Source organism: Pseudomonas sp. GW821-FHT05H12 (assembly GCF_059419385.1).
This window is the reverse complement of record NZ_JBWKRS010000003.1, coordinates 207,627-231,690: the sequence shown is the minus strand read 5'-3', so window position 1 is coordinate 231,690 and position 24,064 is coordinate 207,627. Positions and strand designations below refer to the sequence as shown.

The following is a 24,064-nucleotide window of genomic DNA, read 5'->3' as shown; positions in this document are numbered from 1 at the left end:
CTGGTAGACTCCGCCGCCATTATGATCCGACTTCAAAGCCTAACATTACAGCGTGGCCCGCAACGTCTTCTCGAAGACGCCGAGCTGACCCTGCACGCCGGTCACAAAGCCGGCCTGATCGGTGCCAACGGCGCCGGCAAATCCACGTTGTTCGCCCTGTTGCTGGGTGAGCTGACCCCGGACTCCGGGGACTGCCTGCTGCCCGCCGACTGGCGCATCGCCCACATGCGCCAGGAGATCGACACCCTGGACCGCATCGCGATCGACTACGTGCTCGATGGCGACCTGCGCCTGCGCCAGGTGCAACACGACCTCGCCGAGGCTGAGAAAGCCCAGGACGGCGCCGCCCAGGCGCGCCTGCACTCGGAGCTCGACAGCGCCGACGGCTATACCGCCGACGCCCGTGCCCGCAAGATGCTCGCAGGCCTTGGGTTTACCAACGAACAGATGGACCGCCCGGTCGCCGACTTCTCTGGCGGCTGGCGCATGCGCCTGAACCTGGCCCAGGCGCTGATGTGCCCCTCGGACTTGTTGCTGCTCGACGAACCGACCAACCACTTGGACCTCGATGCGATCCTGTGGCTGGAAGACTTCCTCAAGAGCTACCAGGGCACCTTGCTGCTGATTTCCCACGACCGGGATTTCCTCGACGCCGTGGTCGATAACATTGCCCACGTCGAACAGAAGAAGATCACCCTCTACCGTGGCGGCTACACCGCGTTCGAGCGTGCCCGTGCCGAGCGCTTGGCCCAGCAACAACAGGCCTACGAGAAACAGCAGGCGCAACGTGCGCACATGGAAAGCTACATCGCCCGGTTCAAGGCTCAGGCCACCAAGGCCCGGCAGGCCCAAAGCCGGATCAAGGCGCTGGAGCGCATGGAAGAACTGTCGGCCGCTCACGTCGATTCGCCGTTCGACTTTGTATTCCGCGAGTCGGTGAAGATCTCCAGCCCCTTGCTGGATCTCTCGGATGCACGTCTGGGTTACGGTGACAAAACCATCCTGGAAAAGGTCAAGCTGCAGTTGACGCCGGGCGCACGCATCGGCCTGTTGGGCCCCAACGGCGCGGGCAAGTCGACGCTGATCAAGAACCTGTCGGGCGAGCTATCGCCCCTGGCCGGTCGCCTCACCCGTGGCGAGAACACGGTGGTGGGTTACTTCGCCCAACATCAGTTGGACTCGCTCGATTCCAAGGCCAGCCCGTTGCTGCACCTGCAGCGCCTGGCGCCCACCGAGCGCGAGCAGACCTTGCGCGACTTCCTCGGCGGTTTCGACTTCCGTGGCGCGCGCATCGATGAGCCGGTGCTGAACTTCTCCGGCGGCGAAAAGGCCCGCCTGGCCCTGGCGTTGATCGCCTGGGACCGCCCGAACCTGCTGCTGCTCGACGAACCGACCAACCACCTGGACCTGGAAATGCGCCTGGCGCTGACCATGGCTCTGCAGGAATTCAGTGGTGCGGTGTTGGTGGTGTCTCACGATCGCCACTTGCTCAAGAGCACCACCGACAACTTCCTGTTGGTGGCTGACGGCAAAGTTGAAGAGTTCGATGGTGACCTCGACGACTACGCGCGCTGGCTGACCGACTACCGCCTGCGTAACGCGCCGGTCAGCAACACGCCAGTCAACCCGGACAAGACCGACAAGAAAGCCCAGCGCCAGGCCGCTGCCGCCTTGCGCCAACAGCTGGCGCCGCACAAGCGTGAAGCCGACAAGCTGGAAGCCGAGTTGGGCAAGGTGCACGAGCGCCTGGCCAAGATCGAGACCAGCCTGGGTGACAGCGCCGTGTACGAAGCCGCCCGCAAGGACGAGCTGCGTGACCTGCTGGCCGAACAGGCCAAGCTCAAGGTGCGCGAGGGGCAGTTGGAGGAAACCTGGATGGAAGCCCTTGAACTGCTCGAAACCTTGCAAGCGGAGCTGGAGGCGCTGTCCTGATGGAAGCCCTGCAACTGCCGCTGCCGGCGCAATGGGTAGAGCCTGTGTGGATCGGCGTGCAGATCCTGCTGATCCTGCTGGCCGGCTACCTGGCCCAGCGTTTTGTCGCCAAAGGCCTGACTCGCCTGGGCGAGCGCTACCCGTTCCCACCGCAACTGCTGATGCCCCTGCGCGGCGGCTTGCGCTGGTTGATCATGGGCAGTGCGCTGATCTTTGTGCTGGGCCGCCTGGGCGTGTCTGCCACGGTGTTGTGGACAGCATTGTCGGGGTTTGTGGCGGTGGCGGCAGTGGCGTTCTTCGCCATGTGGTCGGTGCTGTCCAACCTGCTGTGCGCGATCTTGATCTTCACGGTCGGCCCGTTTCGCCTGGGTGACATCGTCGAACTGGTGGACACCGTCGACAAGCCGGGAGTGAAGGGCCGGGTCGTGGCGATCAACCTGCTGTACACCACTCTGGTCGAAGTCGCGGAAGCCGGCACCGACAGCGCCATGGTGCAAGTGCCCAACAGCCTGTTCTTCCAGCGCTCGGTGCGGCGTTGGCCAGGTAACCATGTGTTCCCGGGCGACCGCTAGCATTCACATCTTGTAAAAATCTATAGCCAGCCTTTGGTCGGCGGAGTTAGCTTAGGGCATCACAGCAAACTCCCTCCTGAGGTGTGTAATGGCACTCGATACGTGGCTGGCCTTTTTCGTGGCCAGTTGGATCATCTCCCTTTCTCCTGGTGCAGGCGCCATCGCTTCGATGTCCAGTGGCCTGCAATACGGTTTCCTGCGCGGTTACTGGAACGCCATCGGCCTGCAACTGGGCCTGGCGATGCAGATTGCCGTCGTGGCCGGCGGGTTGGGTGCCATTCTGGCGGCGTCGTCTACTGCGTTCTATGCGATCAAATGGTTCGGCGTGGCGTACCTGGTGTACCTGGCCATCAAGCAGTGGCGCGCCTTGCCCATGGACATGACCGATGACGCGGCGGTGCGCCCGATCGGCAAGCCGATGGCGATGATGTTCCGCGGCTTCCTGGTCAACGCCAGCAACCCCAAGGCCTTGGTGTTCATGCTGGCGGTGCTGCCGCAATTCGTGAACCCGCAGGCGCCGCTGCTGATCCAGTACCTGATCCTGGGTGCGACGATGATCAGCGTGGATATGATCGTAATGGCGGGCTATACGGGGCTGGCGTCGAAGGTATTGCGTCTGTTGCGCACGCCAAAACAGCAAAAACGCATGAACCGTACGTTTGCCGGGTTGTTTGTGGGGGCGGCGGGTTTCCTCGCCAGTCTGCATCGCGCAACGGCGTAACCCGATCAAACCTGTAGGAGCCGGCTTGCCGGCGATAGCGGTATACCTGATGTACCGCTATCGCTGGCAAGCCAGCTCCTACAGGGGGCAAGAGCGATTCAGCGCAGGATCTTTGGCGCCTCATCCCTCGGCAGGTTATTGCGCAACGCCGGCTTGCCCGGGTCCTGGTACCCGCCACCCAACTGCTCCGCCAACTGGCGCGCCACATCTTCGCCCAGCGCTTTCGACACTTCCTTCACCACACGCGGCCGATTCAGGCTCACGCGCACGTCACGGCTGTTCACCAACTTGGTGTCCTGGCCTTCACCCATGGCGGTGAACGCCGAGGTGATTTCGTAGGTGCGGGTGTTGATCAGGCTGAAATCCGCCACCAGCGTCAGGCCCAGCACCGCCGAGTAGCTGTTGGTGCGGTCGATGGCGTTGATGTCCTGGGTGAAGTCGATGTCCGACAGCGTGCCGAACAGCACGTAGTCAGCCCCCTTGAAGTGGCCAGCCTTGATGCGCTTGATCACGTCGTAAACGTCACCCTTGGCATCGGCGGTGTAGGGCGTGCCCTGTACCAGCTGGAACTGGCGGGACTTGAGGATCTCGCCCTTGATGTCACCGCTGAACTTACGCAGCTCGGTCTGCTCGATGTAGCTGGTACGGCTTTCGTACTCGCTGTAGTTCGAGGCACCGCTGGCGTTGTAGGCACTCGCCTGGTAGTTGTTGCTCGCCGAAACCTGGTGGATGTACTCCTCGATCCGCGCCTCGTAGGCCAGGTCGGTCACCGCGATCTTCGGGGCGGCCTCGGCGCCAAAGGCGCACAGCAGGCCGATCATGCCGATCCATGCACGCATTGCTTAGCGCTCCGTGGTCTTGCGGATTTCTTTCTCGTCCATCCATTCGGCCAGGCCGCTCTCGACGTCAATCAGCTGCAGGCTGAACTTGTAGAACACGTCCTTGTAGTCCGAGCTGCGCTTGACGATGGAGCTGATGGACCCTTCCAGGCGGTATTTGGCGGCGACCATGTTGCCGGTCTTGCTGACGGTGGACTTCTTGTACAGGCCGCTCTGGTTCTGCAGCTTGAGCTGGTCGACCTGGCTCTGCATGTCGGTATTGTCGCTGGCGAAGCGCGCGGTGCCGGTCTTCATCAACTGGGTCTTGATCGACGTGGTGATCTCGCGGGTATCGATGTATTCGCTGGTCTTGTTCTTCACGTCATACACCTGCACCACCGGGCGGCCCTGCAAGATGCCGGACTGGGCCAGGGAGCGGGTCATGCTTTCGGCGATCATCTGCAAGTCGGTGGAACCGAACTCGTTGGTTACCGTTTCCACGGCCTTGGTGTCGCCGTAGCTGATGTTCTTGCTGCCCAGTACAGGCGAGGTGTTGGAGCAGCCGCTGGCCAGCAGGGCAACGAGAGCGAGCATCGAGAAGCGTGCAAACATGGGGAATTCTCTCTGAAACGTAAAAGGGGAACGGCTCAAGGCGTCTTCACTTCAAGGCGGAAGTCTGCCGCCTGGGGCAGGTTGGCAATGGCCGGCAGGAAGGTCGCCTGGTTGGCGTACAGGTTCAGCACTTTCCAGGTTTCTTCGTCGCCCACCGGAAAGCCATCGGCGCCCAGCCAGGCGAAGCGGTAATACATCGTCTGGTTGCTGCTGGTGATGTTGCTCAACTGCACCTTGGCGGTAAGGAAGCCGTTCTCGCGTGCAACGCGGATGGCGCCGACGGCGATACCCTTGAACTTGCCCATCACCACGATTTTGCTCGCAGCGCTGCCGGGCTCCGGTGGCGGCGGGGTGGCGCAGCCGGCGAGCAGGACCAGCGCCAGGGCGCCGAGGATGAAATGACGCATAGCGTGCTCCTTAAGGTTGCTTGAGTGTGGCGATGGCCTGGGGCGTGCTGCTTGGCACGACATGGGCGGCAAGGCCCCCGGCGAACACCTGGTTGCCGACCACGCGCAAGGTGATCACCTGGTAGCGCTGATCGGCCTTGACCGTCACCAGCGTGCCGCCCAGGGCGTTGGGCAGGCTGACCTGATGCTCGCCGTGTTTGAGGCGCAGGCGGGTCACCTGGGTCATGTCTGGCAGGGTGCGCCAGGTGCGGGTGTCGGCGCCTTCGGTCACGGCCGAGGCGATGCCTAGCACCAGGCCGGCCATGGGGTTGGTCTTGTTCAGGTTGTTTTGCGCCACGCCACGGCTGACCGCACGCACCGTGGTGCGCAGGATGATGCCCGGCATGTCATCGCGCAGGGCGCGGCGGGACATGGCAGTGGTGCTGTTGAGGGCGGTGAGGTTCTGCTGTTTGCCGTCGACGCCGATCTGGGCGAAGGTCGCGGTAGACGTGTCGGCCTTGATCACCGGGAACGACAGCGGCGTGATCACCAGATGGCCGTCGATAGGAATCGGCAGTGGCAGGCGAATCGAGTCGCGCGCCGGTGCCAGGCCGCTCTGGACCACGATCAGCACATCGGTTTCGTCGGCTTCGACCTTGGATTTGTCCAGGTCCAGCAATGCCTGTTCCAGCAGCGGCGTGTTGGGGCGCAACTCGGCAGCCTTGCGGTAACCGGGGGCCGCCAGGTCTTTTTCGCCGAGGGCTTCGTAGACAAAGCCAGCCAGGTAATGGCTGAACGCACTCTGGTAGCTGTTTTTCAGGCCAACCACGTCTGGCGCGTTCAAGGCTTCCACCGGGTAACCACTCAGGTCTTTCATCTGGGTGGTCACACCTTCGCGCTGGGCTTCGTCCTCGCGCTTGAGGTATTCCTTGTCGCGCAGGTCGGCAATGACCGCTTCGCGTTCGTGGGTCTTCTTGATTTCGGTGCGGGCACCGTCGAAGTCGTTCAGGGCCAGCAGGTTCAGGGCCATCTGGGTGGTCAGCATGACTTTTTCGTAGTCATAGCCTTCGTAGCGGCGCACCTTGTCATTGACCAGGAAACTGCCGAACTGGGCGAGGTACTTCTCGCTGTCGAACTTGACGGACTCTTCCCACTTGTAGACTTGCAGATCGGCGCTGCGCCACGCGGTCTGGCTGCCGGTCAGGTCGCCCTTGGCCCGCAACAACTCACCCTTTTCGAAGAAATAGAGCAGGTCCTTGTCTTCGCCGGTGTTGTTCTTTTCCAGGAGGGTCAGGGCGCCGTCGACATTGCCGGTGGCCAATTGCTGGTTGGTAGCTTGCAGCTCGGTGTCATAGCTGCGGAACATCGAACAGCCGGAGAGCAACGTGACCGCGACGAGCGCGAGCGAAGGTAAGGCGCGAAATGCCATGCAGCTTCTTCCCTGAAAGTATTCAACCGGTGTGGTAATTCCTCATAAAAACGAGGAACGAAATTCCCTTTCGCACTAACAGGGCGCGGCATTATAAGCGCCATTACTGGCAAAACAATGGCTTATTGATGTGATTCAATCCACAAAATGCCAGCATCGAATTTCTAAAAATGCCCCGGCCTTCCAAACGCCAACTCACTAACGCCTTGAGTCAAACCCTTTAAGGTTTGACAATGTGTTACTTCGTATTTCCCTTTGAGATTCATTCATGACTGCCCCCTTTCGTTTTCTCGCCTGGCTGCTGTTGCCGGCGCTGATGTCGTGCAGCTTCAACTTATTGGCCGCTACCGCTGAAGGTGCTCCACAAGCCCTGCATTTGTTGGACTACATCGGTGCTGACTACCCTCCAACGGTGGAGGCGGGCAAGGTTATCGACGAATCCGAATACCGTGAACAGGTCGAGTTTCTCGGGGTGTTGCAGGGCCTGGTGGCCGAACTGCCACAGAGGCCAGAGCGTGCGGCGTTGATCAAAGGTGTCGACGAATTGTTTGCCGCTGTAACTGCCCACGAAGACGGCGCTGCCGTCGCCCGCCAAGCCCGCCAGTTGGGCGCCAAGCTGGCCGTGGCGTATGAAGTCAGCCAAGCCCCGGCGATCACGCCGGACCCCACCCGAGGGGCGCCGCTCTACGCCCAACATTGTTCGGTGTGCCACGGCACGGCCGGTGCAGGTGATGGCCCGGCGGGCATGGGCATGACCCCGCCACCCGCCAACCTGCGTGACGCCACGCGCCTGGACCGCCTGAGCCTCTATGCGATCTACAACACCCTTGGACTGGGTGTCGAAGGCACTGACATGCCGTCGTTCTCCGACCAACTGGACGACCGCCAGCGCTGGGACCTGGCCACTTACATCGCCGGTTTCACGGCCGACCCGGCGGCGGCCAAGAGCGAGCAGCCGTTCAACCTCGCTGACCTGGCGCGCCAGACCCCCAATGAAGTGCTTGCCGCCAACGGCCCCGACGCTGCCGCCACGTTCCGCGCCCAGCGGGCCCAGCCCCCGCAGGTCAAGCGTGGCCCGGCGCAATTGCTGGACTACACCGCGACCACCTTGGACAAGAGCCTCGCCGCGTTCCGCAACGGTGACCATGAGCAGGCGTATGACCTGTCTGTTGCGGCCTACCTGGAAGGCTTCGAGCTGGTAGAAAGCTCCCTGGACAACGTCGACGCCAACGTACGCAAAGACACCGAGAAGGCCCTGATGGCTTACCGGCAGTCGTTGCAGGACGGGCTGCCGGTCGAGCAGGTGCAACAGCGCCTGGACGTGGCCAAGGGCAAGCTCACTGAGTCTGCTGGCTTGCTGGGCAGCGATGGTTTGAGTTGGTCGCTGAGCTACATCTCCGGCTTGCTGATCCTGCTGCGCGAAGGCCTGGAAGCGATTCTGGTGCTGGCGGCGATCCTCGCGTTCCTGCGTAACACCGGCCAGCAATCGGCGGTGCGCAGCGTCAACGCGGGCTGGGGCCTGGCATTGCTGGCTGGCTTGGCCACCTGGGCGCTGGCGGCGTATGTGATTGACGTGAGCGGTGCGCAGCGCGAATTGCTCGAAGGCTGCACGGCGCTGTTCGCCAGTGTGATGGTGTTGTGGCTGGGGGTGTGGATGCACGACCGGCGTCATGCCGCGGCCTGGCAGGATTACATCAAGAGCAGCCTGGTGGGCGGCGGCGGTCGTTTCGGTTTTGCGATGCTGGCGTTCTTCTCGGTGTACCGCGAGCTGTTCGAAGTGATCCTGTTCTACGAAACCCTGTGGCTGCAAGCCGGGCCTGCCGGGCATAACGCTGTGCTGGCGGGTGGTGCCACGGCGCTGGTGCTGCTGGTGGGCTTGGCCTGGGTGATCTTGCGCGGTTCGGCGAAGCTGCCGTTGGCGCTGTTCTTCGGGATCAACGCGGCGCTGCTGTGTGCGTTGTCGGTGGTGTTTGCCGGCCATGGTGTTAAGGCGTTGCAAGAGGCCGGCATCTTCGGCACGCGGCCGGTGCCGTTCTTTGACTTTGACTGGCTGGGCATTCACGCCGACGCTTACTCGCTGAGTGCGCAAGCCGTGGCGATCCTGGCAATTGTGGTGTTGTATGGTCGCAGTCGGTTGGTCGAAAAGCGCCGCATTGCCGCTTGAACGAACGCGGTCAAAAAATGTGGGAGCGGGCTTGCCCGCGATTGCGGTGTGTCAGCCGATGTAGGTGTTGGCTGATCCGGCGCTATCGCGGGCAAGCCCGCTCCCACACTGGATCTATGTTGTTAATGAGAGGGTGGATGGATGCGCGTATGGATCGATGCCGATGCCTGCCCCCGGGCGGCCAAGGATCAGGTGGTCAAGTTCGCCCTCAAGCGCCAGTTCGAGGTGGTATTGGTGGCGGGGCAGAGCCAGATCAAGCCGAGTTTTGCGTGCGTGAAGTTGATCGTAGTGCCCAGCGGCCCGGATGCGGCGGACGATTACCTGGTGGAACACGCCGTGCCCGGTGAGCTGGTGATCTGCAGCGATGTGCCCCTGGCTGATCGGCTGGTAAAGAAGGGCGTGACGGCGCTCGACCCCCGTGGCAAGGAGTTCAGCCCGGCGAACATGAGCGAGCGTCTGGCGGTGCGCAACCTGTTTACCGACCTGCGTGAACAGGGCCAGATGGGCGGTGGGCCACCGCCCCATAGTGAAAAGGACAAGCAAGCCTTCGCCAATGCCCTGGACCGCCTTCTCACCCAGTTGATGCGTCTGGCTTGACCTTGTAGTGAGCGGGCTTGCCCCGCGCCGCGGTGTGTCAGGTAAGCGTGTGGCGCCTGGTATACCGTGGCGCGGGGCAAGCCCGCTCACTCCATTCAATGGGTTGCTTAGTCGTTTTCGTGGGTGAGTTCGAGCACCCGGTCCACCAGCTTGTTGATGCCTGACGCCACTTCACTGATGTTCTTGCCCAGCATGTAGGCCGGTGTGCTTACCAGCTTGCGCGCCTTGTCTTCCACGATGTCTTCGACGGCGCATTCCTGGTGGGTGGCGCCCATCTTGTCCAAGGCGGCCGCCGTATCGGGGCAGTTACCGATGGTGCAGGTCACGCCCGGGCCGTAGATCTTCGCGGCCAGCGCCGGCGAGATGCAGATCAGCCCCACCGGCTTGCCCGCTTCGGCAAACGCTTCAGCCAGTTCCAGCACCTGCGGGTTGACGCTGCAACCGGCGCCTTGCACGGCAAAGTTGGACAGGTTCTTGGCTGCGCCAAAGCCACCCGGCACGATCAGCGCATCAAATTCTTCAGCATTGGCTTCGCGAATATCCTTCACGTCGCCGCGGGCGATCCGCGCCGACTCCACCAGCACGTTGCGCGATTCGGGCATCTCTTCACCGGTGAGGTGGTTGATCACGTGCAGTTGCGCAATATCGGGGGCAAAACATTGGACCTGAGCACCGCGCTGGTCCAGGCGCAGCAAGGTGATCACGCTTTCGTGGATCTCTGCGCCGTCGTACACGCCGCAGCCGGAAAGGATCACTGCAATCTTTTTGCTCATGGGCATTTCTCCTGGGGTCATGGCGTTAAATGTCTACTAATTTGTCACCTGTTGCCAATGGGCTCTTGCGCGGCTGCACCTAATCTATATGTAACAAAAACAAACCGGACCAGACCATGGACTTCGTGCCTTACGCGGTACCGTTTTTCATCGCCTTGATCGTGGTGGAGCTGCTTGCCGACCACTGGCGCGGCGAGCGCAACTATCGGGTGGCGGATGCCATCAACAGCCTCAGCACCGGCGTGCTGTCCACCACCACAGGGTTGTTGACCAAGGGGGTGGGGATCCTGACCTACGCCTTCGCCCTCAAGCACCTGGCGCTCTTCGAATTGCCGGCCCAAAGCGTGTGGACCTGGGTGTTCGCCTTTGTGTTCTACGACTTCTGCTACTACTGGCTGCACCGCATGGGCCATGAGCGCAATATCCTGTGGGCCGCGCACTCGGTGCATCACCAGAGCGAGGACTACAACCTCAGCACCGCCCTGCGCCAGACCAGCACCGGCTTTCTGCTGAGCTGGATCTTCTACCTGCCGCTGGCCGTTGTCGGTGTGCCGCTGGTGGTGTTTATCAGCGTGGCGTCCCTCAACCTGCTGTACCAATTCTGGGTGCATACCCGCCACGTGCCCAAGCTTGGCTGGTACGAGTGGTTCTTCGTTACGCCGTCCAATCATCGGGCCCACCATGCACAGAACGCTCTCTACATGGATCGCAACTACGGCGGGGTGTTCATTGTTTGGGACCGCCTGTTTGGGTCGTTCCAGGAAGAAGACGACAACGAACCGGTAATTTTCGGCGTGACCACGCCTTTGGCCAGCTGGAACCCGCTGTGGGCCAACCTGCAGTTTTATGCACAGCTGTGGAGTGATGCGCGGCGCACCGAGAGTTGGTGGGACAAACTGCGCATCTGGTTCATGCGCACTGGCTGGCGCCCGGCCGATGTGAAGGCCAAGTACCCGATGGCCAAGCCGGACCTGAGCCAGTTCCGCAAATTTGAAGTGCCGCTGGATGTGCGCCAACAGGTGTACATCGCCCTGCAGTTTGCGGCGTATGTGGGGTTTGGCAGCTATCTGATGAATTTTGGCGAGGGGTTGCCCACTGCGGCGCTGATCCTGGGCTGGAGTGCGATGGCGCTGGGGTTGTTTACCCTGGGGGTGGCCCTGGAGAACCGCCCCTGGGCCTTCAAGGCCGAGCTGGTACGCCTGGTGTTGAATGTGCCGCTGGTATGGCTGGCGCCGTTGGTGGGCCTGTGGCCGGCCAGCAACCTGGGTTGGCTGGGCCTGGTGAGTTACAGCCTGCTCAGCGTGATCGGCCTCTACTGCTGTAGAAGCCGGCTTACTCGACTGGCGTCTTAGGTGCTTCTACCGGAGCCTGCCCGGCAGCGAGCCGGGCCTTGGCGTCGGCGCAGGCCTCACGGGCGATGCGCGCGTTCTTGAAGCGACGGCGCAGCCACAGGCCGAAGCCCAATACCAGCAACGCGCCGAGCACCCACAGCTCGTATTTCTTGATGCTGCCCAGCATCCCTTCCAGCACGGCGCCGAAGTGATACGCCGCAGCGCCCAGGGCCACGGCCCAGATCGCGGCACCAATGCCGTTGAGGATCAGGTAGCGCAGCGGCGGATAGCCGGAAAGGCCAATCGCCACAGGCATGACCGTGCGCAACCCGTAGACGAAGCGGAAGCTCAACACCCAGATATCCGGGTGCTTGCGAATATGCTCCAGGGCCTTGTCACCCATCAATTGCCAGCGCGGCTTGCGCGCCAACAGCTTGCGGCCGTGTTTGCGGCCCATGTAATACCAGAGCTGATCGCCGGCGTAGCTGCCGAAAAAGGCAACGATCATCACCAGCTTGATATCCATGTAGCCACGGAATGCCAGGAAGCCTGCGAGAACCAGGATGGTCTCGCCTTCAAAGAAGGTGCCCAGGAAGAGCGCAAAGTAGCCGAAGTCATGCAGAAATTGTTGAAGCATGGTCTGGGGTGCTGGCGAAATGAACGCGCAGCCTACGCCTTCGCGAACATTCATGAAAGTATCGAGATGTGTCACGAAGTGAACAATTCCTACATAAACGACGAATGCGACTACAGGTCGCATCGATAAGCACAACTGTCATTCCTTCGTCATAATGGCCGCTTATAACTGCAACGCTCGCCCGTAAACGCGGGCTCAGGAGTCTGTCGTGAGCTTTACCCCTGCCAATCGCCTGTTCCCCGCCACCCGTCTGCGCCGCAATCGTCGTGATGATTTTTCTCGCCGCCTGGTCCGTGAAAACGTACTGACGACGAATGATCTGATCCTGCCGGTATTTGTGCTCGACGGTGAAAACCGGCGCGAAGCGGTGGCCTCGATGCCGGGTGTGGAGCGCTTGACCATTGATCAATTGCTGATCGAAGCGGCGGGTTGGGTCGAACTGGGGATTCCAGCGCTGGCGCTGTTCCCGGTGACGCCTTCTGAACTCAAATCCCTCGATGCCGCTGAAGCCTGGAACCCTGAGGGTATCGCCCAGCGCGCCACCCGCGCCCTGCGCGAGCGTTTCCCGGAGCTGGGGGTGATCACCGACGTGGCGCTGGACCCGTTCACCACCCACGGTCAGGATGGCATTCTCGACGAAGACGGCTATGTTCAGAACGACATCACCGTCGATGCGCTGGTCAAGCAAGCCTTGTCTCATGCCGCTGCAGGCGCCCAGGTGGTTGCACCGTCGGACATGATGGACGGCCGCATCCAGGCGATTCGTGAAGCCCTGGAGCTGGCTGGCCACGTCAACGTGCGGATCATGGCCTATTCGGCCAAGTACGCCAGTGCCTATTACGGTCCGTTCCGCGATGCGGTGGGCTCGGCGCTGAACCTGGGCAAGGCCAACAAGGCCTCGTACCAGATGGACCCGGCCAACAGTCAGGAAGCCCTGCACGAAGTGGCGGCCGACCTCGCCGAAGGCGCCGACATGGTGATGGTCAAGCCCGGGATGCCCTACCTGGACATCCTTTACCGGGTCAAAGAGGAATTCAAAGTGCCGACCTTTGTCTATCAGGTCAGCGGTGAATACGCCATGCACATGGCCGCGATCCAGAATGGTTGGTTGAGTGAAGGGGTGATCCTCGAATCCCTGACTGCCTTTAAACGTGCTGGCGCTGATGGCATTCTGACCTACTTCGCCGCCCGCGCTGCCCAATTGCTTAGAGAGCAACAATAGCCCTCACAGGAACACTCGATGAATACCGAAGGACTCTCCGAAGTTGCTGTAAAAGACGCTCACCCGGTGGTTGAACAAGTCACCGAGACCCCGCCGGAGCTGGAGCCCGCACCGCCCGCCGTGGTGGCCGAGCCGCCTGTGCCGGCCCCGGTGGCGGCCGTCACCAACCTGGATGACAGCAGCCTGTACATCCACCGCGAGCTGTCACAACTGCAATTCAACATCCGCGTGCTGGAACAGGCGCTGGATGAGTCCTATCCGTTGCTGGAACGGCTCAAGTTCCTGCTGATCTTCTCCAGCAACCTGGACGAGTTCTTCGAGATCCGCGTGGCCGGCCTCAAGAAGCAGATCACCTTTGCCCGTGAACAGGCCGGCGCAGACGGCCTGCAACCCCACCAGGCGCTGGCGCGCATCAGCGAGCTGGTGCACGGCCATGTCGACCGCCAGTACGCGATCCTCAACGACATCCTGCTGCCGGAACTGGAAAAACATCAGGTCCGCTTCATCCGTCGCCGCCACTGGACCACCAAGATCAAGACCTGGGTGCGCCGCTACTTCCGCGACGAGATCGCGCCGATCATCACCCCGATCGGCCTTGACCCGACGCACCCGTTCCCGCTGCTGGTGAACAAGAGCCTCAACTTCATCGTCGAGCTGGAAGGTATCGACGCGTTCGGTCGCGATTCCGGCCTGGCGATCATCCCGGCGCCACGCTTGCTGCCACGGATCATTAAAGTACCCGAGGAAGTGGGTGGCCCTGGCGACAACTATGTATTCCTGTCGTCGATGATCCATGCGCACGCCGATGACCTGTTCCAGGGCATGAAGGTCAAGGGCTGCTACCAGTTCCGCCTGACCCGTAACGCCGACCTGGCGCTGGACTCCGAAGACGTCGAAGACTTGGCCCGTGCCCTGCGCGGCGAGCTGTTCTCGCGCCGTTACGGCGATGCGGTGCGCCTGGAAGTGGCGGACACCTGCCCGAAACACCTCTCGGACTACCTGCTCAAGCAGTTCAACCTGGGCGAGACCGAGCTGTACCAGGTCAATGGCCCGGTGAACCTGACGCGCCTGTTCAGCATCACCGGCCTGGACAGTCACCCGGAGCTGCAATACACCCCGTTCACCCCGCAGATCCCGAAACTGCTGCAAAACAGCGAGAACATCTTCAGCGTGGTGAGCAAGCAGGACATCCTGCTGCTGCACCCATTCGAGTCCTTCACCCCGGTGGTCGACTTGCTGCGCCAGGCTGCCAAGGACCCGCACGTGTTGGCCGTACGCCAGACCCTGTACCGTTCCGGCGCCAACTCGGAAATCGTCGACGCCCTGGTCGACGCCGCGCGTAACGGCAAGGAAGTTACCGCGGTGATCGAGCTGCGAGCGCGGTTCGACGAAGAATCCAACCTGCAACTGGCCAGCCGCCTGCAAGCGGCGGGTGCGGTGGTGATCTACGGCGTGGTCGGCTTCAAGACCCACGCCAAGATGATGCTGATTCTGCGTCGCGAAGCTGGCGAGATCGTGCGTTACGCCCACTTGGGCACCGGCAACTACCACGCCGGCAACGCCAAGCTCTACACCGACTACAGCTTGCTGACTTCCGACGACGCCTTGTGCGAAGACGTCGGCAAGTTGTTCAGCCAACTGATTGGCATGGGCAAGACCTTGCGCATGAAGAAGCTGCTGCACGCGCCGTTCACCCTCAAGAAGGGCATGCTCGACATGATTGCCCGCGAGACCCAGTTCGCCCTCGACGGCAAACCGGCGCACATCATCGCCAAGTTCAACTCGCTGACCGATCCGAAGATCATCCGCGCGTTGTACAAGGCAAGCCAGTCCGGTGTGCGCATCGATTTGGTAGTGCGTGGCATGTGCTGCCTGCGCCCGGGCATTGTCGGCGTGTCGCACAACATCCATGTGCGCTCGATCATCGGGCGCTTCCTGGAGCACACGCGGGTGTTCTACTTCCTCAACGGCGGCGAAGAGCAGATGTTCCTCTCCAGCGCTGACTGGATGGAGCGCAACCTCGATAAGCGGGTAGAGACCTGCTTCCCGGTGGAAGGCAAGAAGCTGATTATGCGGGTCAAGAAGGAGCTGGAAAGCTACCTCACCGACAACACCCACAGCTGGAGCCTGCAGTCGGACGGCCGTTACGTGCGCAACACGCCAACCGGCAACCAGAACCCGCGCAGTGCGCAGGCGACGTTGCTGGAGAAGTTGGGTAGCCCGATTTTGTCGGTGAATTGAGGCGTTACCCAGCAGCATAAAAAACGGCCCCATCGAGGGCCGTTTTTTATGCTGGCGCTTTACCCCTGTAGGAGCCGGCTTGCCGGCGATGACGTCAGTGCAGTCGTCGCTGGGCTTGAGGCTGCCATCGCCGGCAAGCCGGCTCCTACAGGGGGGGGCGTCGTTTGGGTTAGCGCAGGTTCAGGCTGAAACCCACCCGCGTCAGCCACTCGGCTTCCTGGGCGAAGTCCGCCTGGGTCAGTTGGTTTTCATCCAGCCAGCCTTTGGGGAATACCACGTCCAGGCTGTCGCCGTCGGCGCGCAGGGTCACCTGGGGCATTTCCTGGGTGCCACGGATGTGGTGGAACAGGATCGCAAAGCGCAGCAGCACGCACAGGCGAATCAGCTTGATGCCTTCGTCGCCGAACTCGGCGAACTTGTCCCGGGGAATGTTGCGACGATGGCCGCGTACCAGCAGGGCGAGCATCTGTTGGTCTTCGCGGGAGAAGCCGGCGAGGTCGGAATGCTCGATCAGGTAGGCACCGTGCTTGTGGTAATGGTAGTGGGCGATGTCCAGGCCCACTTCATGCACCTTGGCGGCCCAGCCCAGCAGCTCGCGCCAGACACCGTCTTCGAGGTCCCAGTCCTCGGCCACCTGGTCGAAGGCGTGCAGGGCCTTGCGCTCTACGCGGGCGGCCTGTTCCAGGTCGACGTGATAACGCTCCATCAGCGACGTGAGGGTGCGCTCACGCACGTCTTCGTGGTGATGGCGACCCAGCAGGTCATAGAGCACGCCTTCGCGCAGGGCACCGTCACAGTGGTCCATGCGTTGCAGTTCGAGGGCGTCGAAGATGGCTTCGAGAATCGCCAGGCCGGCTGGGAAAATGGTACGGCGGTCGGGCTTGATGCCATCGAAGTCGATCTTCTCGGCATCCCCCAGCTTGAACAGCTTGCGCTTGAGCCATGCCAGGCCTTCGGCGTTGACCTCGCCGGTGCCATGGCCGCCGGCCTTGAGGGCCAGGCCGATGGCGCGGATGGTGCCAGACGAGCCGATGGCTTCATCCCAGGTCAGGCGGTGCAGGGCATGCTCGATGCTCATGATCTCCAGGCGGGCGGCCGTGTAGGCCTGGGCGTAGCGCGCCGGCGTGATCTTGCCGTCCTTGAAATAGCGTTGGGTGTAGCTGACGCAGCCCATCTGCAGGCTTTCGCGCAACAACGGTTCAAACCGCTGGCCAATGATGAATTCAGTACTGCCGCCACCGATGTCGGCGACCAGGCGTTTGCCAGGGGTATCAGCCAAGGTGTGGGATACGCCGAGGTAGATCAGGCGGGCCTCCTCACGGCCGGAGATGACCTCTACCGGGTGCCCCAGGATCTCTTCCGCGCGGCGGATGAATTCGCCGCGGTTGCGCGCTTCACGCAGGGCGTTGGTGCCGACGATGCGTACGGCGCCCAGGGGCATGCCGTTGATCAGTTGGGCAAAACGCTTGAGGCAATCGAGGCCGCGTTGCATGGACTCTTCGTTGAGCTGGCGCTCGTCGTCGATGCCGGCAGCCAGCTGCACTTTCTCGCCGAGCCGCTCAAGGATGCGGATTTCGCCGTTCTGGGCCTTGGCCACGACCATGTGAAAGCTGTTGGAGCCCAGGTCGATGGCGGCGATCAGGGACAGATTCTTGGCTTGGGATTGCGGCATGGTTTGGGGGTCTCGGTCGATAACCTTGCCATCGTGCCACGATCGACCGCTGACGCCAACGCGTAGTGCGCCGGGAATTTCTCTGAGGGGGCTTGTGGGAAGTAAATGTAGGAAATGTAGGCTGCTATTCCAGGCTTGAGTCGAGATGTTCGACGACTCTGTAGGAGTCTTTAACTTTCAGTGGTTGTTCTTAAGATTTCGATTTGGCCTACAAGTTAAAAGCTGCTGGCAACACCATTGATATGTTTGGGACTACTGTTTGATCAGGCACGGGCGACCTATTGTTTTAATCGTTCCCACAATAAACAAGGTTCCATCTTATTCTTAAGTGAAGTGCCAAAGCGACAGACTGTCACTCGGCAATTTTGCCGTGGTGTTATTTATTTATGAATTTGTATTGGCAGAGCAAAAATAAATACACCGGAAAAACTTCAGTGACAGGTCGAATATGAAAAAAATAGTTGGATTTGCAATCAGCATGGCGTGCTTGTCTGTGGCAGTCAGTGCACAGGCCACCACCAGTGCGCAATTGGTGGTAAGAGGGACGATTACCCCGGCGTCCTGCAACCTCAGCCTCGCCGGCAGCGGAGTCATCGATTATGGCGTCATACGCTCTGGTGAGTTGTCCCAGACGGCGTTCAACCCGCGTGAGGAGCGCAGCACTTCCCTGGTGGTCAGCTGTGGGGCCACGCCTGCGATGTTTGGCCTGACCTTCACCGATCTGCAGGCCGGCAGCAAGGTGCCCGGTATCCTGGGTACGGGCTTTAGCGAAGCGCAGAACTACGGCCTTGGCTCCACAGGCGCCCGGCGAACCGGAGGCTACTCGATCACGCTCAAGGACCTGAGGGCTCCGGGCCTGGTGCTCAACCCAATCATGCGCACCGGCACGGGAGCCTGGCAGAACAGCGATGGCAAAGTTGCCCAAGCGCCTGCTCAGTACTCGTGGCGCAGCGGCACCGCAGCAACACCGGCATCGATTGCCCAGTTGACTGGCACCATCGCCGTGAAGGCTGTTATCAACAAAGCGCAGGATCTGGACCTGAGCCGCGACGTTTCCATTGATGGGCGCGCCACACTGGTATTGAGCTACCTCTAAATAGTTGGCAACAGCCGATAAAGAATCCATTTGTTTCTTGTCGGCTGTTTTTGTGTGGGTGTTTGATTATTAGAAGTTGGCGTGGCCAGCTCCGGGGAAACTAAGTGCGCGGTCTTTCCATAATAAGTAAGGCTTTTGCTTTAAGTGCAATGGTTAACGGCTGTTTGCCGGGCATTGCTGTAGCGGACGGCATGCGGCCTGAAACCACGTTGATTGTTCTTTATGAGGAGGAGGGGGAGGCCACCCTTAATGTGAAGAACACGGATGATGGCCCTGCACTGCTTCATTCAGTGGTGGAGAATCTCCCGGAAGACCAGGAGCCCTTGCTTGTCGTCACCCCGCCTATCACCCGTGTAGAGGCGGGCGAGACGCAATTGGTGCGCTTCATCAGCACACTCAAGGAGCCCTTGAAGACCCAGCGTTTGAAGCGTGTGTCCTTTGAAGGCATTCCTCAGGCTCGGGCTGCGGGCGCTGCGACCATTGGTATCACCCTGCGACAGAACTTGCCGCTGATCCTGCACCCAGAGGGCCTGCCCCGACACGCCACCCCTTGGGAGCTGCTGAGGTGGGCCCGTGATGGCGAACGCCTGGTTGTTCACAACAGCAGTGCATACGTCGTACGGCTGGCACCTGATGTGAAGTTGCTGCCACACAATGGGCTGGCCACGTTGCCGCGCACTTACATCTTGCCGGGGGAAACCCTGACGGCACGGCTGGAAGGCCGGCTTGAGGGGACGACCGTTGAGATCCAGCCGGCTACGGTCTATGGGTTTGCAGCCGACAGCTATCAGGCTCCTATCAACACCAGCGAGGGTTGAGGGGGCCATGTCCAACCTAACAACGCGAGCCAGCAACGGTTTCGCCACGCTCTGGCTTGGTCGCCCCTCATTGTTCGTGGGGCTGGCGACGCTGTGTGGGCTGCCTGGCTTGGTGTCTGCCTTGGAGCTGGGCGAAGGGTTCGACCTCGCGGCACTGACTACCCATGGTATTGATCCTAAGGTCTCTGATTACTTTCGCAGTGCCGCACGTTTTCGTGAGGGTGTCCAAGTGGTGGGGCTGCGGGTCAATGGCAACCCACTGGGGTTGGTCGATGCGCGGTTCGATCAGCGCGGCCAATTGTGTTTTACCCCGGGGTTCCTGGAAAAGGCCGGTTTGGTGACGCCCGCCGAGGTTGCCCATGAAGGGGCGACAGCGGATCAGGCTTGCCATGATTTTCTTGGCGCGTTCCCTACGACCATGGTGCGGTTGCGTCCGGGCAATGACGAGGTGGTATTAGTCGTGCCGACCCAATCGTTGCGCGAGCCCGAATGGGAGGCTGGGCGCTTTTCGTCGGGGGGCACGGCCGCCGTGTTCAATTACGACGTGCTGGGTTTTGACAGCCGTACACGGGGCGAACCCAGCCGGTTTGTGTCGGCCTACACGGAGGCCGGTTTCAACCTGGGGGACTGGATTGTGCGAAGCCGCCAATTTTATGTTTCCGACAACGGTGAGTCGCGTACCGAACACCTTTATGCCTATGCCCAGCGGGATCTGGCTGCGCTGCAATCAACCTTCCAGGTGGGGCAGTTGTCGAGTAATAACCCGGTATTCGGTGGTACGCAGTTCTCGGGTTTCCAGTTATCCCCCGATGGACTGTCCCGCACCCGGGCAGGCGCAAATAACGTAGTGGTCGAGGGCCTTGCCCAGAGCCAGTCGCGTATTGAAGTCCGCCAGTCCGGGGTGCTGATTCACAGCACGCTGGTGCCTGAAGGGCCTTTTCGGCTGACCGGACTGCGGTTGCTCAATGGCACCAGCGACCTGGACGTCACCGTGATCGATGTACGAGGCGCAAAGCGTAGTTTTGTGGTGTCGGCGGCGTCGTTCAGGGGCGTAGCGCCTGCTGCACCCGGCTATTACTTTTCGGTGGGCAAGGTGCGGGGGCTTTCGGACGGTGACAGTCATACCCCAATGTTTGCGATGGGCAGTGGCACCTGGGGCCTGGGGCGTGATTCAAGCTTGGGCCTGGGCCTGTTGAGTGCCGAAGATTACTGGGCGGCGGGCGGTACCCTGGGCAGCGTTTTTTTTCAGCGGGTAAATGTGGCCGCACGTCAGAACGTATCCCGGGACAACCGCCAATCAGTCTCCGGGGCCCGCAGTACCCTGTCGGTAAGCAGCCCGGTGTACGCCGACCTTGACCTTAACCTGAGTGCCACCCATCAGACCCCTGGCTATCGCGAAGTAGTTGAAACCGGTCGAACGCTCAGGGCGGGCGATCTCAATTCCCGTTTCAAGAACCAATACACGGCGGGCCTCAGTTGGGTTGACCCTGTGATGGGTGGGTTCTCCCTGGGCTATACGCGCAGCGCCCAATTTGATGGGCGGTCGGTGGAGCATGTTTTTGCATCATGGAACAAATCGTTCAGTGGCACGGACGTCGCGTTGATTGCCGATTCACAGGTTGGCGGTCGAGGGGCGAGGCACGACGCCACACCGGGAAACCGCAGGCGGGAGACAGCGCTGGATGAGGGGCTTTCCTTGCGGCTGCAGGTCAGTGTGCCATTGGGCGGTGATCGTCGCGACAGCAGTTATGCCAGTCGTCGGGGCCAGCAGTTGAACGCCGGGACGGCGCTCAGTGAGCGGGTCAACGACGCGGTGAGTTACGAAGTGGGAAGCGAGCGGGACTTCAAGGCCCGGGAGCAATCGGTGCGTGGCCAACTCAACCTGATACCGCGTTATACCCAGGTCGGCCTGGGCGCCAGCCGTGACTCGCAGAGCACCAGTTATTCGGGGCAGTTGCGCGGCGGTGTCGTGGCGCACGAGCGTGGAGTGACCTTCTCGCCCTACACGGTCCAGGACACATTCGGCATCGTCTCGGTGGGCGACATCGGCTCGGCAAGAATCGACACCCCTCAAGGCCCGGTCTGGACCGACCCACGTGGGAAGGCGGTCATCGCCGGCCTGCCGGCCTACACCAACAGCCGTATCGAAGTGCAAACCCGATCCCTGCCCAAGCGGGTCGATTTGAAGAATGGCACTCAGGTGATTGCCGCCGGCCGAGGGTCGTTCAATACCGTGGACTTCGAGGTGGTGAAGGTGCGTCGCGTGTTGCTCAAGGCCAGCGATGAGCAAGGTCGGCCACTGCCCCAGGGCGCGTCGGTGTTCGGCGCGGATAACCGCTTCCTGACCAGCGTGGTGGGTGATGGCATGATTTTCCTGAGTGACGTCAGAGAGCCGCAGAGCCTGCGGGTTTCACTGTCTGACTCATCCTCCTGCCAACTGCGCCTGGCCCCCGAAGCAGAACTCAACAATGACAAACTGTATGAAACCACGTCGGCGGTGTGCCATGGCCGTTAAAGCAATGCATTTGGGCCTGCTCTTGTGTGGGGCGGTAATTGCCTTGAGTGCACGGGCAAATGACTGTCGATTGTCCATCAGCCAGCCTCGTGTCGATTATGGTGCTATCCGCAGTGAGCGCCTGGTTGAACGTGCTTCGGTGGCGATGGGCACGCGCACGGTGCATCTGAACATTCTGTGCGTGGAGCCCTCGACAATGGCGTTGCGTTTCAACGGTACAGCGGCCGATGGGGAGAGTTTTCGCTTTGGGCGCGAGGGGCGCTTTCGAATAAGCCTCAAGCATGCCCAATTGGATGGACGTGCGGTGGAGTGGGCAATGATGGGGGAGCAGTCCGGCGGCCAGCTACTGCCGGGCCGGATACTGTCGGCGCCCTGGGTTGGTCGTCGATTGACGGCCCAGGTTGAGATCGATACCGACCTGCCTGCCGACGCCCTGCGCGTACGCAGCTACACGGTGCTGGAGGGGCAGGGCAGTTTCGAGCTGGTCAGTCTGCCTGTTCCACCGAGCCGATGAAGTTGGCGAACTCGGGCGTTTGCGGGTGGGCGAACAACACCTTGGGGTCCCCCACTTCATGCACCTTGCCCTGGTGCATGAACACCAGCTTGTCGCCGACTTCGCGGGCAAAGCGCATTTCGTGGGTCACCATGATCAAGGTCATGCCGTCCTTGGCCAGTTGACGCACCACGCTGAGCACTTCGTTGACCAGTTCCGGGTCGAGGGCGGAGGTGATTTCATCGCACAGCAGCACCTTGGGTGACATGGCCAGGGCGCGGGCGATCGCCACGCGTTGCTGTTGGCCACCGGACAGGCGATCAGGAAAGGCGTCGAACTTCTCGCCCAGCCCGACGCGCGCCAGCATCTGCTTGGCCAACTGGGCCGCCTTGGCCTTGGGCACCTTCTGCACCACTTGTGGCGCGAGCATGACGTTTTCGCCCACCGTCAGGTGCGGGAACAGGTTGAACTGCTGGAACACCATGCCGACTTTCTGCCGCAGGGTGCGCAGGTCGGCGCGGGCGGCGTCGAGGTATTCGCCGTCGACTTCGATCACGCCGTCGTTGATCGATTCCAGGCCGTTGAGGGTACGCAGCAAGGTGGATTTACCCGAGCCGCTGCGGCCGATGATCGCCACCACCTGGCCTTCTTCAACGGTCAGGTCGATGCCCTTGAGCACATGGTGATCGCCGTAATACTTATGCAGGGCGGAAATTCTAAGCAGAGGCATGCAGTCTCCTTTCCAGGTAGCGCGCACTGAGGGACAAGGGGTAGCAGAGCAAGAAGTAACCAAGGGCCACCAGTCCGTAGACCATGAAGGGTTCGAAGGTGGCGTTGGCGAGCATGCCGCCGGTCTTGGTCAGTTCGGTAAAGCCGATGATCGAGGTCACTGCGGTGCCTTTGATCACCTGCACCGAGAAACCCACGGTGGGCGCCACGGCAATTCGCAGGGCCTGGGGCAGGATCACGTAGCGCAGTTGCTCCAGCGGGTTAAGCGCCAGGCTGGCCGAGGCTTCCCACTGCCCGTGGGCGATGGAGTCGACGCAGCCCCGCCAGATTTCGGCGAGGTAGGCGCTGGTAAACAAGGTCAGCGCAATGGCAGCTGCCAGCCAGGGCGAGATATCCACACCGAGCAGCGCGATGCCGAAAAACACCAGGAACAGCTGCATCAACAACGGCGTGCCCTGGAACAGTTCGATATAGGTACGGGCCACATTGCGCGGGAAGGCCTTGGTGCTGATGCGCATCGTCATCACCAGCATGCCGATCACCCCGCCGCCGACAAACGCCACCAGCGACAGCAGCAAGGTCCATTGCAGGCCGGTAGCGAGGTTGCGCACGATGTCCCAGAAAGAGAAATCACTCATCGGCTGTTCCTCATCACGTAACGGCGGCCGATCCAGTTGAGCAACTGGCGAATCATCAGCGCCATGCACAGGTACACCAGGGTGGTCAGTGCATAGGTTTCAAAGGCGCGGAAGTTGCGCGACTGGATAAAGTTGGCGGCAAAGCTCAGTTCTTCAGTGGCGATCTGCGAACACACCGCCGAACCGAGCATCACGATGATGATCTGGCTGCTCAGGGCCGGCCATACCTTGCCCAGCGCCGGCAGCAGCACCACGTGGCGGAACGCCTCGAAACGGGTCATTGCCAACGCTGCCGCCGCTTCCAGTTGGCCACGTGGAACGGCCTGGATGCCTGCGCGAATGATCTCGGTGGAGTAGGCGCCGAGGTTGATCACCATCGCCAACACAGCGGCTTGCCACTCGGTGATTTTCAGCCCCAGGGACGGCAGGCCAAAAAAGATGAAGAACAGCTGTACCAGGAACGGCGTGTTGCGGATCAACTCGACATACACCCCGAAGAACCAGGCGAACGGCTGGATCTTCCACGCCCGCACCACGGCGCCGACGGTGCCCAGGGCCACCCCCAGGATCGCGCCGATGGCCGTCAGTTCCAGGGTGAACAGCGCGCCGCGCAACAGCAGGTCGGTATTGGCCAGCACCGGCACAAAGTCAAATTGATACGCCATCAA

General features: G+C 61.4%; 22 protein-coding genes. 12 read left to right on the top strand and 10 right to left on the bottom strand.

Annotated features, from left to right (window positions below):
• The first annotated feature begins 21 nt into the window (after positions 1-21).
• The 3 genes from AC07SU_RS04380 (at position 22) to AC07SU_RS04370 (ending at position 3,225) form a co-directional block, all read left to right on the top strand.
• Positions 22-1,932 (top strand): ATP-binding cassette domain-containing protein, encoded by a 1,911-nt coding sequence (locus AC07SU_RS04380; protein ID WP_176996894.1) that lies wholly within the window; start codon positions 22-24, stop codon positions 1,930-1,932.
• Positions 1,932-2,504, top strand: a complete 573-nt coding sequence (locus AC07SU_RS04375; RefSeq protein WP_176996893.1) for a mechanosensitive ion channel family protein — start codon at positions 1,932-1,934, stop codon at positions 2,502-2,504. The genes AC07SU_RS04380 and AC07SU_RS04375 overlap by 1 nt, the downstream gene beginning before the upstream one ends.
• Before the next feature lie 88 nt (positions 2,505-2,592).
• Positions 2,593-3,225 carry a LysE family transporter gene (locus AC07SU_RS04370; RefSeq protein ID WP_176996892.1) on the top strand — a complete coding sequence of 211 codons (633 nt, stop codon included), beginning with the start codon at positions 2,593-2,595 and terminating at the stop codon, positions 3,223-3,225.
• Positions 3,226-3,323: 98 nt separating this feature from the next.
• Here the strand turns inward: AC07SU_RS04370 and AC07SU_RS04365 are convergent, their stop codons facing one another.
• The 4 genes from AC07SU_RS04365 to AC07SU_RS04350 are packed head-to-tail and all read right to left on the bottom strand — an operon-like array spanning position 3,324 to position 6,470.
• The gene (locus tag AC07SU_RS04365; RefSeq protein WP_494996298.1) at positions 3,324-4,064 is read right to left on the bottom strand and encodes a penicillin-binding protein activator LpoB; all 741 of its coding nucleotides are present in this window, start codon (positions 4,062-4,064) and stop codon (positions 3,324-3,326) included.
• Between the two features lie 3 nt (positions 4,065-4,067).
• Positions 4,068-4,655: a penicillin-binding protein activator LpoB gene (gene lpoB / locus AC07SU_RS04360; protein ID WP_494996297.1), complete on the bottom strand. Its 588-nt coding sequence runs from the start codon at positions 4,653-4,655 to the stop codon at positions 4,068-4,070.
• A gap of 35 nt (positions 4,656-4,690) precedes the next feature.
• Positions 4,691-5,062 carry a YcfL family putative periplasmic lipoprotein gene (locus AC07SU_RS04355; RefSeq protein WP_038844227.1) on the bottom strand — a complete coding sequence of 124 codons (372 nt, stop codon included), beginning with the start codon at positions 5,060-5,062 and terminating at the stop codon, positions 4,691-4,693.
• A 10-nt stretch (positions 5,063-5,072) separates the two neighbouring features.
• Complete coding sequence (locus AC07SU_RS04350) at positions 5,073-6,470, bottom strand: COG3014 family protein (protein WP_494996296.1); 1,398 nt, start codon at positions 6,468-6,470, stop codon at positions 5,073-5,075.
• 268 nt (positions 6,471-6,738) lie between these two features.
• Between AC07SU_RS04350 and AC07SU_RS04345 the strand changes: the two genes are divergently transcribed.
• Both AC07SU_RS04345 and AC07SU_RS04340 read left to right on the top strand, forming a co-directional pair.
• The gene (locus AC07SU_RS04345) at positions 6,739-8,634 is read left to right on the top strand and encodes an FTR1 family protein (RefSeq protein ID WP_494996295.1); all 1,896 of its coding nucleotides are present in this window, start codon (positions 6,739-6,741) and stop codon (positions 8,632-8,634) included.
• Between the two features lie 141 nt (positions 8,635-8,775).
• Positions 8,776-9,231, top strand: a complete 456-nt coding sequence (locus tag AC07SU_RS04340; RefSeq protein ID WP_494996294.1) for a YaiI/YqxD family protein — start codon at positions 8,776-8,778, stop codon at positions 9,229-9,231.
• A 107-nt stretch (positions 9,232-9,338) separates the two neighbouring features.
• On the opposite strand, the gene elbB is transcribed toward AC07SU_RS04340, so the two are convergent.
• Positions 9,339-10,004 (bottom strand): isoprenoid biosynthesis glyoxalase ElbB, encoded by a 666-nt coding sequence (elbB, locus tag AC07SU_RS04335; protein WP_494996293.1) that lies wholly within the window; start codon positions 10,002-10,004, stop codon positions 9,339-9,341.
• Positions 10,005-10,120: 116 nt separating this feature from the next.
• On the opposite strand from elbB, the gene AC07SU_RS04330 reads away from it, so the two are divergent.
• Positions 10,121-11,356, top strand: a complete 1,236-nt coding sequence (locus AC07SU_RS04330; protein ID WP_494996292.1) for a sterol desaturase family protein — start codon at positions 10,121-10,123, stop codon at positions 11,354-11,356.
• Here the strand turns inward: AC07SU_RS04330 and AC07SU_RS04325 are convergent.
• Positions 11,337-11,972: a DedA family protein gene (locus AC07SU_RS04325; RefSeq protein ID WP_176996908.1), complete on the bottom strand. Its 636-nt coding sequence runs from the start codon at positions 11,970-11,972 to the stop codon at positions 11,337-11,339. The genes AC07SU_RS04330 and AC07SU_RS04325 overlap by 20 nt on opposite strands.
• A gap of 208 nt (positions 11,973-12,180) precedes the next feature.
• Between AC07SU_RS04325 and hemB the strand changes: the two genes are divergently transcribed.
• Positions 12,181-13,194 (top strand): porphobilinogen synthase, encoded by a 1,014-nt coding sequence (gene hemB / locus AC07SU_RS04320; RefSeq protein WP_494996291.1) that lies wholly within the window; start codon positions 12,181-12,183, stop codon positions 13,192-13,194.
• An 18-nt stretch (positions 13,195-13,212) separates the two neighbouring features.
• Complete coding sequence (gene ppk1 / locus AC07SU_RS04315; protein ID WP_176996883.1) at positions 13,213-15,435, top strand: polyphosphate kinase 1; 2,223 nt, start codon at positions 13,213-13,215, stop codon at positions 15,433-15,435.
• A 169-nt stretch (positions 15,436-15,604) separates the two neighbouring features.
• Here ppk1 and ppx read toward each other — a convergent pair whose 3' ends face one another.
• Positions 15,605-17,107 carry an exopolyphosphatase gene (ppx, locus tag AC07SU_RS04310; RefSeq protein WP_178919936.1) on the bottom strand — a complete coding sequence of 501 codons (1,503 nt, stop codon included), beginning with the start codon at positions 17,105-17,107 and terminating at the stop codon, positions 15,605-15,607.
• Between the two features lie 448 nt (positions 17,108-17,555).
• Between ppx and AC07SU_RS04305 the strand changes: the two genes are divergently transcribed.
• From AC07SU_RS04305 to AC07SU_RS04290, 4 genes are all read left to right on the top strand, one after another.
• On the top strand, positions 17,556-18,203 hold the full coding sequence (locus AC07SU_RS04305) for a DUF1120 domain-containing protein (protein WP_494996290.1): 648 nt from the start codon (positions 17,556-17,558) through the stop codon (positions 18,201-18,203).
• Positions 18,204-18,352: 149 nt separating this feature from the next.
• On the top strand, positions 18,353-19,021 hold the full coding sequence (locus AC07SU_RS04300) for a fimbria/pilus chaperone family protein (protein WP_494996320.1): 669 nt from the start codon (positions 18,353-18,355) through the stop codon (positions 19,019-19,021).
• Positions 19,022-19,028: 7 nt separating this feature from the next.
• A complete protein-coding gene (locus AC07SU_RS04295; protein ID WP_494996289.1) occupies positions 19,029-21,536 on the top strand; it encodes a fimbria/pilus outer membrane usher protein in 2,508 nt (835 codons plus the stop codon).
• Positions 21,526-22,050 carry a DUF1120 domain-containing protein gene (locus AC07SU_RS04290; RefSeq protein WP_176996879.1) on the top strand — a complete coding sequence of 175 codons (525 nt, stop codon included), beginning with the start codon at positions 21,526-21,528 and terminating at the stop codon, positions 22,048-22,050. The genes AC07SU_RS04295 and AC07SU_RS04290 overlap by 11 nt, the downstream gene beginning before the upstream one ends.
• Here the strand turns inward: AC07SU_RS04290 and AC07SU_RS04285 are convergent.
• From AC07SU_RS04285 to AC07SU_RS04275, 3 genes are read right to left on the bottom strand one after another with little or no spacing between them, the layout of a single operon-like run.
• Positions 22,022-22,759, bottom strand: a complete 738-nt coding sequence (locus AC07SU_RS04285) for an amino acid ABC transporter ATP-binding protein (RefSeq protein WP_494996288.1) — start codon at positions 22,757-22,759, stop codon at positions 22,022-22,024. The two genes, AC07SU_RS04290 and AC07SU_RS04285, sit on opposite strands and share 29 nt — an antisense overlap.
• On the bottom strand, positions 22,746-23,396 hold the full coding sequence (locus AC07SU_RS04280) for an amino acid ABC transporter permease (protein WP_494996287.1): 651 nt from the start codon (positions 23,394-23,396) through the stop codon (positions 22,746-22,748). The genes AC07SU_RS04285 and AC07SU_RS04280 overlap by 14 nt, the downstream gene beginning before the upstream one ends.
• The gene (locus tag AC07SU_RS04275) at positions 23,393-24,061 is read right to left on the bottom strand and encodes an amino acid ABC transporter permease (RefSeq protein ID WP_176996876.1); all 669 of its coding nucleotides are present in this window, start codon (positions 24,059-24,061) and stop codon (positions 23,393-23,395) included. Before AC07SU_RS04275 ends, AC07SU_RS04280 begins: the two co-directional genes overlap by 4 nt.
• Between the last annotated feature and the right edge of the window lie 3 nt (positions 24,062-24,064).

Coding starts and splice junctions, on each gene's coding strand:
- AC07SU_RS04380 (WP_176996894.1), top strand. CDS start 22: ATGATCCGACTTCAAAGCCTAACATTACAGCGTGGCCCGCAACGTCTT.
- AC07SU_RS04375 (WP_176996893.1), top strand. CDS start 1,932: ATGGAAGCCCTGCAACTGCCGCTGCCGGCGCAATGGGTAGAGCCTGTG.
- AC07SU_RS04370 (WP_176996892.1), top strand. CDS start 2,593: ATGGCACTCGATACGTGGCTGGCCTTTTTCGTGGCCAGTTGGATCATC.
- AC07SU_RS04365 (WP_494996298.1), bottom strand. CDS start 4,064: ATGCGTGCATGGATCGGCATGATCGGCCTGCTGTGCGCCTTTGGCGCC.
- lpoB (WP_494996297.1), bottom strand. CDS start 4,655: ATGTTTGCACGCTTCTCGATGCTCGCTCTCGTTGCCCTGCTGGCCAGC.
- AC07SU_RS04355 (WP_038844227.1), bottom strand. CDS start 5,062: ATGCGTCATTTCATCCTCGGCGCCCTGGCGCTGGTCCTGCTCGCCGGC.
- AC07SU_RS04350 (WP_494996296.1), bottom strand. CDS start 6,470: ATGGCATTTCGCGCCTTACCTTCGCTCGCGCTCGTCGCGGTCACGTTG.
- AC07SU_RS04345 (WP_494996295.1), top strand. CDS start 6,739: ATGACTGCCCCCTTTCGTTTTCTCGCCTGGCTGCTGTTGCCGGCGCTG.
- AC07SU_RS04340 (WP_494996294.1), top strand. CDS start 8,776: ATGCGCGTATGGATCGATGCCGATGCCTGCCCCCGGGCGGCCAAGGAT.
- elbB (WP_494996293.1), bottom strand. CDS start 10,004: ATGAGCAAAAAGATTGCAGTGATCCTTTCCGGCTGCGGCGTGTACGAC.
- AC07SU_RS04330 (WP_494996292.1), top strand. CDS start 10,121: ATGGACTTCGTGCCTTACGCGGTACCGTTTTTCATCGCCTTGATCGTG.
- AC07SU_RS04325 (WP_176996908.1), bottom strand. CDS start 11,972: ATGCTTCAACAATTTCTGCATGACTTCGGCTACTTTGCGCTCTTCCTG.
- ppk1 (WP_176996883.1), top strand. CDS start 13,213: ATGAATACCGAAGGACTCTCCGAAGTTGCTGTAAAAGACGCTCACCCG.
- ppx (WP_178919936.1), bottom strand. CDS start 17,107: ATGCCGCAATCCCAAGCCAAGAATCTGTCCCTGATCGCCGCCATCGAC.
- AC07SU_RS04305 (WP_494996290.1), top strand. CDS start 17,556: ATGAAAAAAATAGTTGGATTTGCAATCAGCATGGCGTGCTTGTCTGTG.
- AC07SU_RS04300 (WP_494996320.1), top strand. CDS start 18,353: ATGGTTAACGGCTGTTTGCCGGGCATTGCTGTAGCGGACGGCATGCGG.
- AC07SU_RS04295 (WP_494996289.1), top strand. CDS start 19,029: ATGTCCAACCTAACAACGCGAGCCAGCAACGGTTTCGCCACGCTCTGG.
- AC07SU_RS04290 (WP_176996879.1), top strand. CDS start 21,526: ATGGCCGTTAAAGCAATGCATTTGGGCCTGCTCTTGTGTGGGGCGGTA.
- AC07SU_RS04285 (WP_494996288.1), bottom strand. CDS start 22,759: ATGCCTCTGCTTAGAATTTCCGCCCTGCATAAGTATTACGGCGATCAC.
- AC07SU_RS04280 (WP_494996287.1), bottom strand. CDS start 23,396: ATGAGTGATTTCTCTTTCTGGGACATCGTGCGCAACCTCGCTACCGGC.
- AC07SU_RS04275 (WP_176996876.1), bottom strand. CDS start 24,061: ATGGCGTATCAATTTGACTTTGTGCCGGTGCTGGCCAATACCGACCTG.